Origin of the sequence: Flavobacterium pectinovorum, from assembly GCF_900142715.1 — a bacterium.
Taxonomy (GTDB): Bacteria; Bacteroidota; Bacteroidia; order Flavobacteriales; family Flavobacteriaceae; genus Flavobacterium; species Flavobacterium pectinovorum.
Window position 1 is genome coordinate 110217 of record NZ_FRBX01000001.1, and the last position, 16163, is coordinate 126379.

At 34.2% G+C, this 16163-nt stretch carries 10 protein-coding genes; 5 read left to right on the forward strand and 5 right to left on the reverse strand.

All coding sequences use genetic code 11. The annotated features are described in order from the left end of the window. Positions 1 to 116 precede the first annotated feature (116 nt). Positions 117 to 2417, reverse strand: coding sequence for a beta-glucosidase BglX (gene bglX, locus BUE22_RS00385; protein WP_073392851.1), 2301 nt, complete (start codon positions 2415 to 2417; stop codon positions 117 to 119). Between the two features lie 366 nt (positions 2418 to 2783). Further along, the gene (locus tag BUE22_RS00390) at positions 2784 to 3053 is read right to left on the reverse strand and encodes a hypothetical protein (protein ID WP_042566645.1); all 270 of its coding nucleotides are present in this window, start codon (positions 3051 to 3053) and stop codon (positions 2784 to 2786) included. Between the two features lie 224 nt (positions 3054 to 3277). On the opposite strand from BUE22_RS00390, the gene BUE22_RS00395 reads away from it, so the two are divergent. Further along, positions 3278 to 4306 (forward strand): rod shape-determining protein, encoded by a 1029-nt coding sequence (locus BUE22_RS00395; RefSeq protein WP_073392854.1) that lies wholly within the window; start codon positions 3278 to 3280, stop codon positions 4304 to 4306. 337 nt (positions 4307 to 4643) lie between these two features. Next, positions 4644 to 5243, forward strand: a complete 600-nt coding sequence (locus tag BUE22_RS00400; RefSeq protein ID WP_073392856.1) for a DUF6624 domain-containing protein — start codon at positions 4644 to 4646, stop codon at positions 5241 to 5243. A gap of 92 nt (positions 5244 to 5335) precedes the next feature. Here the strand turns inward: BUE22_RS00400 and BUE22_RS00405 are convergent, their stop codons facing one another. Together BUE22_RS00405 and BUE22_RS00410 are read right to left on the reverse strand one after the other, a co-directional pair. Beyond that, entirely contained in the window at positions 5336 to 6445 is a 1110-nt protein-coding gene (locus BUE22_RS00405) for a PepSY-associated TM helix domain-containing protein (protein WP_073392859.1), read from the reverse strand. Between the two features lie 41 nt (positions 6446 to 6486). Then, entirely contained in the window at positions 6487 to 8931 is a 2445-nt protein-coding gene (locus BUE22_RS00410; RefSeq protein WP_073392862.1) for a TonB-dependent receptor, read from the reverse strand. Between the two features lie 364 nt (positions 8932 to 9295). Here BUE22_RS00410 and BUE22_RS00415 point away from each other — a divergent pair, with 364 nt between their 5' ends. After that, the gene (locus BUE22_RS00415; RefSeq protein ID WP_073392865.1) at positions 9296 to 12283 is read left to right on the forward strand and encodes a SusC/RagA family TonB-linked outer membrane protein; all 2988 of its coding nucleotides are present in this window, start codon (positions 9296 to 9298) and stop codon (positions 12281 to 12283) included. Positions 12284 to 12294: 11 nt separating this feature from the next. Beyond that, positions 12295 to 13896: a RagB/SusD family nutrient uptake outer membrane protein gene (locus tag BUE22_RS00420; RefSeq protein ID WP_084540184.1), complete on the forward strand. Its 1602-nt coding sequence runs from the start codon at positions 12295 to 12297 to the stop codon at positions 13894 to 13896. Positions 13897 to 14263: 367 nt separating this feature from the next. On the opposite strand, the gene BUE22_RS00425 is transcribed toward BUE22_RS00420, so the two are convergent. Then, complete coding sequence (locus BUE22_RS00425) at positions 14264 to 15106, reverse strand: AraC family transcriptional regulator (RefSeq protein ID WP_073392869.1); 843 nt, start codon at positions 15104 to 15106, stop codon at positions 14264 to 14266. A gap of 137 nt (positions 15107 to 15243) precedes the next feature. Between BUE22_RS00425 and BUE22_RS00430 the strand changes: the two genes are divergently transcribed. Then, on the forward strand, positions 15244 to 16158 hold the full coding sequence (locus BUE22_RS00430) for a dihydrodipicolinate synthase family protein (RefSeq protein ID WP_073392872.1): 915 nt from the start codon (positions 15244 to 15246) through the stop codon (positions 16156 to 16158). Positions 16159 to 16163 lie beyond the last annotated feature (5 nt).

Below are 16163 nucleotides of genomic sequence, written 5' to 3' on the forward strand. Positions count from 1 at the left end.
CTAAAAACCTGAGCAGATTAATAACCTCAAAAGGATTAATCGTACTCAGGCTATAAATTGCTTAAAAATAAATCAAATGATAAGGGTTATCTTTTTGTTTTTAAGTTCGTTAGCGTTTATTTTAGTTCGAATTTACTCGTAAGACCTTCATTAGAATTCCAGCCAACCATAACATTAAACAAACCAGCTTCGGTTAAAAATTTACCATTGTTGTCATAAAAACCAAGTTCCTTGTCAGTTAAGGTAAACTGAACGGTTTTCGTTTCTCCTTTTTTTAATGCAATAAGTTCAAAACCTTTTAATTCCTTCACAGGTCTAACCACACTGGCGGCGACATCATTTATATACAACTGAACTACTTCTTTCCCATCAAAATTTCCGGTATTGGTAACATCAACACTTAGTTCAATTTTTTCTCCTTTCTGGAAGGAAGTTTTTGCTAATTTCAGATTTTTATATTCGAAAGAAGTATAGCTTAATCCATAACCAAACGGATATAATGGTGTTTTTTCGACATCAATATAATGAGACCAAAAAGCGTTTTGATCTTTATTGGTTGGTCGTCCTGTATTGTACAAATTGTAATAAATTGGACATTGCCCAACGTTTCTTGGAAATGACATTGTCAGCTTACCACTTGGGTTATAATCTCCGTACAAAACCTGTGCAATTGCATTTCCGGATTGGGTACCTAACTGCCAAGCTTCAACAATAGCAGGAATATTTTCTGCTGCCCAAGGTAATGCCAGCGGACGCCCGTTATTTAAGACCAAAACGATATTAGGATTTACTTTGTAAACTTCTTCTAGCAATTGCTGCTGATTTCCAGGCAGACCTAATTCTGTTCTGCTGCGTCCTTCACCACTTTGAAAACCAATTTCTCCTAAAACCATTACCACAACTTCTGCTTGTTTGGCTGCCTTTTTAGCAGCTTCAAATCCGGAAAAATCAGTTGTATTAATTTTTACTTCATCAACAAATACTTGTTTATTTAAAGCCACATCAGTTCCTTTTTCATAAACTAATGTATTGTTTTTATATTGCTGCATTCCTTCAAGAACCGATATTGCGGTATTATCATCAGCGGCAATTCTCCAGCTTCCAAGCGGACTGGTTTTGTCATTTGCCAAAGCACCAATTAAAGCGATTTTTACTCCTTCTTTTTTTAATGGCAAAAGTTTTTCATTCCTCCCCGGCGGACTAGCATTCTTCAATAAAACAATTGATTTTTTTGCCATATCAAGGACAGCATCATTATTGGCCTTGTTTCCAATACTTGATTTTTCACGGGCTTCATCACAATATTTGTATGGATTATCAAACAAACCCAATTCAAATTTTACTCTAAGAATTCTGCGAACAGCATCGTCGACCACACTTTCTTTTACCAATCCTTTTTTTACCAGCTTCGCCAATTCTGTTACATAAACATTTGATTCCATATCCATGTCAGAGCCTGCAATAGCGGCTTTTTGAGCTGCATCGGCAGCATCGGCTGCGTAACCGTGGGTAATCATTTCGCCTATAGAAGCCCAGTCAGAAACGACAAAACCATCAAATTTCCAGGCTCCTTTTAAAATGTCTCTTTGCAAAAAACTATTTCCGGTTGCCGGAACTCCGTTTAATGTATTAAATGAATTCATGAAAGTACGAATCCCCGCATCGACAGTCGCTTTAAAAGGCGGTAATACACTATTGTACAACTTAGAATTACTCATGTCAACACTATTATATTCCCTGCCTGCTTCGACAAAACCGTAACCTGCAAAATGTTTGGCGCAGGCAATAATAGCGGTATTAGCACTTAAGCTCTCTCCCTGAAATCCTTTAACGCGAGCGGTAGCAATTTTGCTGCCCAGATAAGGATCTTCTCCGGCACCTTCCATTACGCGTCCCCATCTTGCATCATTCGAGATATCTACATTAGGCGCAAAAGTCCAGTTTAATCCGGAAGCAGAAGCTTCAACAGCAGCAATGCGCGCCGAATTTTTAATGGCTTCTAAATCCCAACTTGCAGCTTCTGCCAGCGGAATAGGGCTGAGGGTTTTATAACCGTGTATCACATCAAAACCAAAAAGTAGCGGAATACCAAGACGGGTTTCTTCAACAGCTATTTTTTGTACGGCTCTTACTTCTTTAACGCCTCTTACACTTAGCATAGAACCTACCAGTCCTTTCTTTATATTATTGTATTTTTCTTCATTAGAACCTGATTCGGGTTTTGGGCCAGTAACATCCCATGAACCATTGTATTGATTCATTTGCCCTACTTTTTCTTCTAATGTCATTTCTTTCATCAAAAGCGAAACTCGTTCTTCAATTGGTTTATTGGTATCCAGATGTTTTTTTGATTGTGCATATCCGTTTCCAAAAACGATTAGCAGTAAAAAGGCATATTTTTTAATTGGTCTTTTCATCATTGTGTTTTAGTTAGCATCGAATTTTTTAAAATCTGTATATATCATGTATTATTTTTTTTAGTATGATCTATATAGATTGTAAATGTACTTTTACAGTAGTGTCGATAGTACAAGATTTGAAGCATTTTGCAAAACAAATGATGTATTTGCATGCCTTTAAATAAACAAAGAGATTGCTGTTAAAAGTTTTGGATACGATTTTCAATAAATTGATAAAAGCCGTAGAGGGATTTTTTTTAGAAATCCAAAGACCAAAATAAAAGCCTCCAAACTTATCTGTTTGAAGGCTTTTATAAAATGTAATATCTTGATAAGACAAAAAAAATGGAAAAACTAAAATAATTATTCCGTGGATTAGAATTCCTATAAGTTTTCGTGCGTTGTTGTCTGATAATTTTCAATTTCCGATTTTATAACATCTTTATATTTGGCAATCCCAATTCCTATTATCGGAATAGACAATTTTCCTACTATTGAGCCAGCCTGTTTATGGCCTGTTTTATTTAGGTACGAAGACAGAAGCAAAGCACCAATTGCTCCAAAAAGTATCACTTCTCCGGGAACGTCTGCAATTTTAGATTCTATTAATTCCCTGATGTCTTCAAGATTCTCCTGATTGATTAAGTTTTCCATATTTTTATTTTTAAGTGATTCTATTTATATGAATTAAAATTATGGGTAAAAAAACATTTTCACTTTATATAATTGAATGATACAGTTATATGATTATCATTATGATGTAAATTATTGTCGGACTTTGAAGTAAGTAGAAAAAACAGTAAAATATATTTAAAATTTATCTTTATAGAGAATAAAAACATTAGCATTAGCGTTGTTTAAATAAAACAATACTATATATGGGCTTATTTGATTTTATGATGGTGGAAATAGCGATGGATTTAGGAACGGCAAATACTCTAATAATTTATAATGGAAAAATAGTGGTAGACAGTCCTTCGATTGTAGCCAGAGATATTAGAAACGGAAAAATTATTGCAGTTGGTAAAGAAGCGAGTTTGATGCAGGGTAAAACGCATGAAAATATTAAGACAATCCGGCCTCTTAAAGATGGGGTTATTGCAGATTTTGATGCCTCTGAGAAAATGATCAACTGGTTTATAAAAAATATACCAGAATTAAAAAGAAATTTTTTTACTCCTGCACTGCGAATGGTAGTCTGCATTCCCAGCGGTATAACTGAAGTAGAAATGAGAGCTGTAAAGGAGTCGTGCGAACGTGTAAATGGTAAAGAAGTATTTTTAATTCACGAACCTATGGCGGCCGCAATTGGAATTGGATTAGATGTTATGCTTCCCAAGGGAAACGTTATAGTAGATATTGGAGGCGGAACTACCGAAATTGCAGTTATTGCTCTGGGAGGTATAATTTGTGACAGTTCTTTAAAAATTGCCGGAGATGTTTTTACCAGCGATATTTTATATTATATGAGAACACACCATAACTTATATATTGGAGATGCAACCGCAGAGATAATAAAAATTGATGTTGGTGCCGCGATAGAGGAACTTGAGGATGCTCCTGACGATATAACAGTTCGCGGAAGGGATCTTTTAACCGGAAAACCAAAGGAGGTTAAGGTTAGTTATCGTGAAATTGCAAGAGCTTTGGATAAATCAATACAAAGAATTGAAGATGCTCTTATGGTAACACTTTCTATAACGCCGCCGGAACTTGCAGCTGATATTTATAATACAGGATTGTATCTTGCAGGGGGAGGAGCACTGCTGCGCGGTCTTGATAAAAGACTTTCACAGAAAACAGATTTACCGGTTTTTATTGCAGAAGACCCATTAAGAGCAGTAGTTAGAGGAACAGGTATTGTTTTAAAAGATATATCGAAATACCAAAGTGTACTTATAAAATAAATTATTGATGAAGTTTTATAAGTTTAGTGAGTTTTAGACTTAAGGCTGAACCAAAATTTTGCCATAGTTTTTAGAATCCGAATTTTCAACATTAAAATTTAGCTATAAAAAAAAGTCCTAATGAAAATTAGGACTTTTCTAGTGGTTCTAATCTGTTATTTGGAAGAAACGGAGTTATTAAAGGATTTGGGGAATTGGCTTAATGGAAAGTGGGTTTGTATTTGGGATAAAATTTGGCAAATTCGGAGAATGGTCTTAATTTAACCCGCTGTAGTACCAGAAACGTTATTAATTGTTTTTTGGGAAGATAGATTGCCAGAATTAAATGATATCAAAAATGGATTATAAAAGCATTGCTAAAAAAATAATTGACCTGAAAAACGCAGACTTGGTGTTAAGGGATAAACTTGTGAAAAGTGGACAACTTAGCGAAGGGTATAATGAAGAAATGAAAGAATTGCATAACATAAATGCAAAAACATTAAACGACATAATTGACACTATAGGTTATCCAACAATAGATAAAGTTGGTAAAGAAGCAAACGAAGCGACTTGGCTGGTCATACAACATTCAATTGGACAACCAGTATTTATGAAAAAGTGTGCAGAACTATTGGAAAGTGCGGTTAGTGAAAATAAAGCAGACCCGAAATATTTAGCGTATCTTACTGATCGAATAGCAGTATTTGAAGATAAGCCGCAACTTTACGGAACTCAATTTGATTGGGATGAATATGGAAATTTAAGTCCAAATCTTTTTGATCATGTAACCAAAGTAAATGAAAGAAGAAAAGCAATCGGACTTAATACTCTTGAAGAGCAAACAGAAATTATAAGAAAACAGGTGAAAAACGAAAATCAATCACCACCGACAGACTTTGAAAAAAGAAAGAAGGAAATTGAAGAATGGAAAAAAACTGTCGGCTGGATAAAATAAAAACAACCATTAATAATTGACGTTTTTGAATTCTCTGCTGAAATGAGCGGTTTGAACTTTCCTGTTCTCAATTACAATGATATCGCTACTTATTATTTTTTCTTTTTTTTCCTTCCCAGCCATATTATTAAACCCGTGATAGGCATTGTCGCAGCAAAAAGGCAGACCAAAAAAGCCAGAATTTTTGTTGGATAACCATAGATGCTTCCTGTATGAATGGGATAAATAAGACGGCGCACTTTATCGCCTCGGCTAAAAGATTCGTAAGGTTTTATTTTTAAAAGCTCTCCCGTATATTTATCAAAATATGCCATACTTGAAATATTTGGAATCGATTTTTCAAGGTTGAGTTTAATCACCATAATACTGTTTATGGTATCAGATGGGATTCTGATTTGAGTATCGCCTTTATATTTATAAATGCTGTCTGTTTTTGAAAATATGTTTTGATAAAAAAACGTTTTCTCAAGTTTAGGATCGACTTTTGTTGGATTTTCAACTTTGGCCGAAGGCTTTTTTGTTGTTCCGTCTGCGAGTAAATAGATACTGCTTTCAAACCATTTAAAAGACCATGTTAATCCGGTCAGCGATATTATCAGAAGAAATAAAAAGCTGTAGAAACCAAAATTTGAATGAAAATCCCAATTCACTCTTTTAAAAGAGGCGCTCCATTTCACGGTTAATCTTTGTTTTAGGTTTTTGATTTTTTTCGGCCACCATAAAATAAGACCCGAAATAAGCATAAATGCGAAAATGAGACAGCTGCAGCCGGTAATAAATTTCCCTACTTCTCCTAAAATTAAATGTCTGTGCAGATCTAGTACAACAGAAAAAAACCTGCTTTTTTCAGGAATAGACGCCAATACTTTTCCTGTGTAAGGATCTACAGAAAAGATCTGATCTTTTTTATCAGCATCGGTTCCGGAAATAATTACAGTTCTTGCCGGATCTTGATAAGTTTGAATACGATCTAATTCAGTAATATTATATTTTTTCTGAATGGTATTAACGTAAAGATCGACAGGTAATTTTTTTGTTCCCAGAGTCGAAACTTTATAAAATTCAGGATTGACAAAAGCATCAATTTCATCTTCAAAAACTAAAATGCTTCCTGTAAGTGCTACAATAAATACAATAAGCCCGGACGAAAGTCCGAGCCATAAATGTAAAAATCCAATATTTTTTTTAAATGTTTTATTCATGTAAAAGAGGCGGAAAATATTCTCAAATATAATAAAGCTTTTTAAAACGAGTAACCAAGAGTTAAAAGCCAGTTCGAAGGCGCGCCGGGAAACAAACGAATATAATCATAGCCACCAACCCAGTAGGTTTTATTCAATATGTTATTGGCATTTACCTGAATTTTAAATTTATTAATGCTGTAATACAATGCCGCATTAAATAAAGTATAGCCAGGAAGTGTCTGCTTGTCGGTTTGGCTTAGTGTACGTGTGGTTGCAAAATTGCTTCCAAAAGCAAGTCCAAAATCTTTCAAAGCACCGTCTGTAAAATTATAACGTGTCCATAAATTACCTTGCTGACGCGGTGTATTTGGTTTTTGTCTTCCAATTTCAGATTCAATCGGACTTTCAGAAATTGCAGCTTCATTATAAGAATAAGCAGCAGAGATACTCCAGTTTCTTGTAATATTTCCGTTCAAATCAATTTCAATACCTTTCGATTCTTCTTCACCTATAGCACGCATTAAATCAGGATTTGTAGTATCATTTGCCGGATATAAAGTGTTTTTCTGCTTAATTTTAAAAAGGGCAACGGTTACAAAAAGTTTTTCTTTAAACCACGAAGATTTTCCTCCAAACTCAATCATATTACTTTCTAACGGATCAAAAGGGCCACCCGCATTTGGGTTTGATAAAGAAGAAGCCGTTTGTGGGTTATATCCTTTTACGTAAGTTCCGTACAAGTTAATGTTTGGATTAAGGGTATATGTAAGTCCAAAACGAGGTAAAAACGAATGCTGTTTTACTTTATTTTCATTCGTTTTTTTGTAGTTTTCCTTATCGCTGTATTCGTCGTAACGTACTCCAATTAAAGCCTGAAATGCACCAAACTTAATATGGTCCTGAAGATAAACTCCATATAATGAATAAAAAGTAGGATCAAAAGGACGGGCTGCATAAAAATACTTGCTCATGTCTTTTAACTGCTGTGATCCAGACGGATTTGTTAAATCAAAATGCGCCACGTTTGGCACAGGATTACCTTTGGAATCCAATAAATAATTAGCTTTATTAGCCGGGTTATACGTTGCAATCGATCCTGTATTTGCAGCATTTCTATATCCTGTAGCCTGCAATTGCGAACCTCCTGCAGGAACTTCTTCCTGAGCATAATCGTAACCCAAAATCAGGTTATGATCTAAAGCTCCGGTTTTGGCTTCGTATTTAAAAAACGTCGAAAGATTATCGATATAACGTTTACGTTTACGCATAAAAACCTGCATTTCTATAGAAGTCGGAATTGTAGTTCCGTCACCGGCAGATGCATATTTATTGGCACCACGATGTTCTAAAAGATCTTCTGTATAACCTGTACGAATGTAAGATCCTGAAAATGACAAACGATCTGTAAATTGATGATTTAAGGAAGTCGTTACAATGTAAGTTTCTTCATTTAAATAATCGTTGGTAGAGTTTAATGAATTAGAAATTTTGGTAGAGTATAAATCATCTTCATATGTCGATTGGCCACGATCCAGTATACTTTTTGAGCTTGTATAAATCAAGTCAAAATTGACACTCGTTTTATCATTTGGAAGGAAAGACAGGGAAGGAGCAAGTACAATATTTTTATCAAATTGTAAATCCCTAAAAGAATTTGCATTTTCATAACCTAAGTTCAATCGGTATAAAAGCGATTTATCTTCTGTTAATGGTCCTGTAAAATCGGCTAAAGCGCGTAAAGTATTAAAACTTCCGGTAGAAAAACTCACGCTGTTTGCAGCCTGATCCAAAGGTTTTTTGGTAACTCTGTTGATAACTCCTCCTGGAGAAGCATTTCCAAACAAAGCCGATGAAGGCCCTTTTAAAACTTCAACACGTTCCAGATAATTAGCAAGCGGTTGTTTCCAGAATCCTGTAGACGTTCGCATACCATTAAGTAATTGCGTGTTACTTCCTCCGTTTATTCTAAAACCTCTAATCGAAATATCATCATAAAAAGTAAACTGGCTCACACCACTGAAATTTTTCACCACTTCGCCTACGCGGATAGCACCCTGATCTGCAATTAATTCTTTGGTAGCATACGAAACGGCTTGTGGTAAATCTTTTAAAGCAATTTCTGTTTTGGCACCAATAAAAGATTTTGTGTTTCGATAAGATTTCTCTTTACGTCCTGTAATTTCTACAGTTTGCAGTGTATTGATATTTTCTTTTAAAACAACAGAAAGATCAAGGTTTTCATCTTCATGGAGTTCGATATTTTTTTCCTCAACTGTAAATCCCATTGCCGAGAAATTAACAGTATAGTTTCCAGGGGTAAGATTAGAGATTTCAAAATTTCCCTTATCATCAGAAACAGTATTTTTTTTAAGGCTTTTAATTGAGACAGAAGCATAAGAAACTGCTTCGTTATTTTCGGAAACAATCTTTCCGGTGATTTTGGCGTTTTGTGCCAGGCCTATATTAAAAACGGCAAGCAGCATTAATGAGAATGTTAACTTCATGGCGGTTATTTATTTTTAAGACTGCAAATCTAAACTTATTTAGATTAAATACAAATAAGATTCTTTAAATAAATGTTTTTAAATGAGCCAATATTGTTTCTAATAATTTGATTGTGATTTTGTTAATTTTTTAAACTAGCTAACATTTAAGAAATTAATTTTTGAGGGTTAAATTAAAATCTCCTAAAAAAACTCTAACAGCATTTTTTTTGTTAAATTATCTATTATTCTATCAATAAAGTAAAATTTACTATAAAAAACGGATAATATAGTATTAGCATGTGGTAATATAAACATTTTTGTTAACTCTAATTTAACATAATTTTACAAGTGTCAAAAATACACTAACCAATATTGTTAAATTATGAAATCAGCCACACAAGCTTTAAAAAGTACTGCAACATCCTGTTACAGAGATAAAATGCAGTACACGATTTTATTTTTGTTTGTCGTTTTTAGCTCTTTTTCACAACAGAAAATCAGCGGTAAAATTACAGATGCAAATAATCTTCCTCTGCCTGGAGTATCAGTTTTAGAAAAAAATACCTCTAATGGCGTTGTAAGTGATTTCGATGGAAATTTTGAGATTACGCTTAAAAATAAAGATTCAAAATTAATTATCAGTTATTTAGGTTTTTTAACTCAGGAAATTTCTGTTTTGAATAAGAATAAAGTAAATGTAGTTCTTAAGGAAAGTAAAGAAGAATTAAATGAGGTAGTTGTTGTAGGATACGGAACTCAGAAAAAATCAAGAATTACCAGTGCTATCGCCAGTATAAAAGAAAAAGATTTTACAAGAGGAGCCATTAATGATGCTTCTGATCTTATAAAAGGTAAAGTTGCGGGTTTAACAATTAATAACGGTTCAGGAGATCCGGGATCCAGACCAGATATTACATTGCGTGGATTCTCAACTTTAAAAGGAGGTACTGGTCCTTTGGTCTTAATTAATGGTGTACCCGGAGGTATAGATACGGTGGCTCCAAATGAAATTGCGTCGATAGATGTTTTGAAAGATGCATCTGCGGCAGCAATTTACGGAACCAGAGGAGCTAATGGAGTAATTCTTATTACAACAAAAACAGTAAATAAAGAAACAGCACCCACAATTACGTACTCAACATTTGCTACAACATCTAATTTTGCTAACAAGGCCAAATTTTTGGATGCCAATCAACAAAGAAGTTTGCGTTCACAAGGGGTTACCTTACCTTTTACCGACGGTGGCGCCAGTACGGATTGGTTAGATCAAATCTCAGGAACTGGATTTTCTCAAAATCATAATTTAGCTTTAAAAGGCGGAAGTGCTAAAACAAATTATGTAGTAAACCTTAATTATGTTAATCAAACAGGAGTTTTTGTTAATACGTTTAATAAAGAGTATCGATTTTCATTTGATGTCAATCATACCATGTTCAATGATAAGTTAAAGATTAACTTAAGCTTGCTAAACGGGACAAGCGATATGGGAATTGAAGAGACCATCGCTGCATATGCTTACAGACAGGCAATGATAAGAAATCCTACCGCTCCTGTATATAACCCAAATGGTACATATAATGAAGATCCAAATAAACTTCAGTATTACAACCCTGTGGCAATTATGAATGAAACCACACAGGATAGAAATAGCACATGGCAAAGATTTACGGCTAATCTGACTCTGGATTTGTTACCGGGATGGGATATAAGTACACAGCTTTCAAAAAATAAAAATACAGGTTTAAATGGATATGTTGAAAGTAAAAAGCATTATTCAAATACCATAAACAGAAGAAATGGAGTTGCCTCAAGAAGTACAGGAGCTACAGATAATGATTATGTGGAAATAACATCTAAATACCATAAAATTTTTGGTAAGCATGAGTTCACAGTATTAGGTGGTTATAGTTATCAATATACCCTTAACGAGGGATTTGAAGCCAGAAATTCTGATTTTCCAACAGATGCCTTTTCTTATAATAATTTAGAAGTTGGAAATGGTTTGTCAGATGGTATCGCATTTATGGATAGTTATAAAAATGACAGTAAATTAATTGGATTTTTTGCCAGGCTTAACTATAATTATAATAACAAATACGATTTGTTATTCAGTATCAGACGTGAAGGTTCTTCTAAGTTTGGAGATAATCACAAATGGGGTAATTTTCCGGCAGCTTCTGCAGGATGGAGCATAAATAAAGAGTCTTTCTTAAAAGACGTTTCTGCTGTAAATACTTTAAAACTAAGAGCAGGTTATGGAGAAACAGGAGTAATACCTAATGACCCTTATATGTCAATGACATTGTATGATTATGAAGGGTATTTCTTTAGTAATGGAAAATGGGTTAAAGGTTTAGAACCGGTAAGTAACCCAAATCCTGATTTACGCTGGGAGAAAACTACGGAGATAAATATTGGTCTTGATTTTGGTTTTTTCAATAATAGAATTAGCGGAAGCTTTGATGTCTATAATAAAAAAACAAGTGATATGTTATGGGATTATAGTGTACCAACACCTCCTTATTTGTTCCCTGAGATTACTGCAAATGTTGGAAAAATGGAAAATAAAGGATTTGAAATTCTTCTTAATACGGTTCCTGTTAAAACAGAAAATTTTGTTTGGAACTCTTCAATGACTTTTTCGCACAATCAAAATAAACTGACGAGTCTTTCTAATGATTTATATAAAATTGAAGGAGATTTTTTGAATACCGGAAACACAGGAGATCCAATTTCGTTTGAAACACACCGATTAGAAGTCGGACAACCAATAGGTAATTTTTGGGGATTAAAATCGGTAGATATTACTACAGATGGAAAATGGATTGTTGAATTGCCAGACGGCACAAGAGAAACACTTACTACAGAAATGTATAACGATGATTATAAGCGATATTTAGGAAATGGTATTCCGCAATATTATGCCGGATGGACGAATACTTTTACCTATAAAAAATTTGATCTTAGTGTTGTATTAACAGGTGCTTTCGATTTTCAAATACTCAATACACAGCGTATGTTTTACGAAAATCCAACAATTGCTTACAATACGTTAGATTCAGCATATGATAAAGTATATGATAAATCAGTATTAAGTTACAATCAAACCTATGTGAGTTATTATGTTGAACAAGGAGATTATGTAAAAGTAGATAACGTAACCTTATCGTATAATTTTGATGTTAAACCATTTAAAGTTATAAACGCAATGCGATTGTATGTATCTGGAAATAATTTAGCAACAATTACCAAATACAAAGGATTGGATCCGGAGATAAAGAGAGATGATCCATTGTCGCAAGGAATGGACAATAGAGATAAATATCCAAGTACTACAGGCTTAACCCTAGGTTTAAATGTAACTTTTTAAATTAAATCAAAATGAAAAATATAGTATATAAAATTCTTATTTCCGGCTTGCTTCTTTCAGGAGCAGGATGTACAAATCTGGATGAGACCGTTTATGATCAGGTAAGTGCAGAGGATACTAAATTAACTGCAGAAGATTTAACGAGTATTATTGCGCCGGCCTACAACTCATTCAGACAAATTTATGCAGATTGGGATGCTATTTACAACTTGTATGAAGATTCGTCAGATCTAATGGTAACACCTCAAAGAAACGGTATTGGCTGGGGCGATTATTACATTACAATGCATAAACATACTTGGGGAACTGCACTTCCAATGGCAGAGGGTAATTGGTATTATATGTATACCGGAGTAAATAAAGTCAATAGGGCAATATACCAAATAGAGGAATTAGAAGGTATTGAAAACAAAGAAAATATCATTCAGGAATTAAAAGCGTTAAGAGCCATTTATTATTATTTACTATTAGATAATTTTAGAAATGTACCTATTGTAACTTCATATATCAATCCTCCGGGTTATTTACCTGTTCAAAATACAGGGAAAGAAGTATATGATTTTGTAGAAAGCGAATTAAAAACAGCTTTGCCTTATTTGAGCAATAAGAACAACTCTGAGACTTATGGTAAAATTAACCAGTGGGCAGTAAAAATGACTTTGGCAAAATTGTATTTGAATTCCGGTGTTTATTTAGGTACACCAAAATGGGATGAAGCTTTAGCTCAGGTTAATGATGTTATAGATAATGGCGGGTTTCAATTAACACCTAATTATCGGGACAATTTCATAATAAAAAATGAACTTTCTAAAGAACAAATATTGTCTATCCCTTTTGATCAGGTGAAAGCTCCGGGAACAAGCTGGCCATACAGAACATTGGCAGCTGCAAGTCAGGCGACTTTTGATTTGGCGGGAGGTCCTTGGAACGGAACTGGCGGAATACCACAATTTATAGATACGTATGATCCGGATGACCAAAGATTAAAAGACTGTTGGTTAGGAGGTAAACAATTTACCAGTCAAGGAGACCCAATAATGTTGGATGACAAAGTAACACAATTTGAATATATTAATTATATAACTAATGTTGATGGAGCTGAGCCTAATGAATGTTTTAGAATGGTTAAATATGAAATTGGCCCTGGTGTTGTAGGACAAGCAAGTAATGATGTTCCTTTTTACAGATTAGCAGATGCTATGATGATTAAAGCTGAGTGTTTATTAAGAAAAGGTGATGCCGGAGGAGCCGCTGCTATTGTTACTGAAGTTAGACAAAGAAATTTTAAAAATACCAATCCTGCCAAAGCAACCGTAACAGGAGAAAAACTTTTAGGAGGCAGTGTTTATAAATACGGGACTTATGAGGCAGGAGTGATTACAAATTATGAAGGTGGTGCAGATATTCTGTATGGTGGTTTCCTTGATGAATTAGCATGGGAATTTGTTGGCGAAGCACATAGAAGACAAGATTTAATACGATTTGGAGTATATTCAAAAAAATCATGGCTTTCGAAAAAAGGAGATGCCAGTGAAGATTTTAGAGCTATTTTTCCAATACCACAGTCAGAAATGGCTAAGAATGGCAATTTAAAGCAAAATCCGGGGTACTAGATAAATATAAAAAATTTGCAAGTTGGTTACTTGTAATTTATAAGTGTGTGAAAAGCTATTCCTCCCCAGGAATGGCTTTTCATTTTAAATGATGTTGATATGAAAAATAAAATCATATAAATTGTTTTTGCCTAAAAACGGACATAATTCTGTGTCAACCTTTGTCAAAGTTTTAAACTTTGACAAAGGTTTTTAAGCATAATCAAACCTGACAGATTTCCAAAACCTTTCCGGAGAATAGAAATAGGGCGACAAAAATATTCAAACATTGCCCACGGTTTCAACCGTGGGAAACGAATCATGATAAATTTTATATTTTATTACATGATAACATTTTCTCTACATTAAATCAATTGCAAAAAAACAATCAAAAATGAGCGCGATAATGCGAAGGCGAAATTCCTTTTAGCTCCTTAAATTTTCTGTTGAAATTGGCAATATCCTGAAAACCGCAAAGCTCAGATATTGAGGCGATCGAAAGGTCTTTTTTATGATGCAGTAATTTACAGGCATTTTCAATTCTGATTTCAATCAAAAACTGAAAAAAAGTTTTATTGGTGCGCTTTTTAAAATAACGGCAAAAAGCATTTTTACTCATATTGGCTTTTTCCGCCACTTCATCAAGAGTAATATTTTGATGGTAAAATTCAATTGCGTATTCAAAAACGGCGCTCATTCTTCTCCCTTCATCATCGGTATATTTTTTCTTGTAAACAAAAGAAGAAAGCGGTGTTTTTTCTGAACCAATAATGATGTTTATAATTTTAAGAAAAGAAGCAATTCGCTGTATTTTATTTTGTTTTTTAAGTTTGGTAAAATGATGAATTATTTTCTTTTGGTTCGATAAGATTTTCATCCCATATTCAGATTCCTTAAAAAAATCGTCGAGACCACTCATATCATTCAGGCTGAAAAAATCTTTTCCAAAGGAAGTTTTGGTAAAAAATAAAGTGAGCATTACAGACTCCGGACTGGCTTCAACATTACTTCTAAAAACATGCGGTATATTCTCGCCAATAACTAAAATATCTTCTTCTTTATAATTGTTAATAGAATCTCCAACAATTAGTGAACCGGAACCTTTCATAATGTAACTGATCTGAATTTCTTCATGCTGATGCAGTTGGTCATAGAAAACACGTTCAATATCTTCCTGATATATCAGCGCTTCCCGTTCAGTTTTAGGTATTTTAAAAGGTAGGATTTTCAACGTAATGTTTTTAGATATGTAAATATTAACAAAAAAAACAGATTATCCAACAGATATGGTAATATAGTATTGATAAAGGCTAATAATGACACAGGAGCTATTTTGTTTAAGCTTTATTTTTGATAAAAATTAAGAATATGAAAATAAATTGGGAAGGCGTAATGCCAGCTGTAACAACAAAGTTTACAGCACAAGGAGAGTTAGACCTGGTAATGTTCGAAAAGAATATTAAAGCACAAATTGATGCCGGTGTTAATGGAATTATACTGGGAGGTACTCTTGGAGAAGCCAGTACATTGACCAAGGAAGAAAAAGAGGTTTTAATAACGGCTACTTTAAAATTTGCCGACGGAAAAATTCCGGTTATCGTAAACATTGCTGAGCAAACTACAAGTGAGGCAATAACTTTGGCAAAACGTGCAGAAGAACTTGGGGTAAATGGTTTAATGTTACTGCCTCCAATGCGATATAAAGCAACAGATTACGAAACGGTGGTTTATTTTAAAGAAATTGCAAAAAGCACATCATTGCCTATCATGATTTACAATAATCCTGTCGATTATAAAATTGAGGTAACACTGGATATGTTTGAAGAACTTTTAAAATTAGATAATATCCAGGCGGTAAAAGAGTCCACTCGTGATATTAGTAATGTAACGAGAATCAGGAACCGTTTTGGAAATCGCTTAAAAGTACTTTGCGGTGTAGATACTTTGGCACTTGAGAGTTTAGTGGCAGGAGCCGATGGATGGGTTGCCGGTTTAGTAGTGGCATATCCGGCAGAAACCGTTGCCATTTATAAATTGGTAAAAGCCGGAAAAGTAGAAGAAGCTTTAGCGATTTACAGATGGTTTATGCCATTGCTTGAACTGGATATCTCGCCGCAATTGGTACAAAATATCAAACTGGCAGAAGTAGCCACAGGACTTGGAACCGAAAACGTAAGAGCACCAAGATTGCCGTTACAAGGAGCAGAAAGAGAACGTGTCTTGGCGATCATTGATGTTGCCATGAAAAACAGACCGGTTTTGCCAGCCTACAAAAACATTTAATTTAA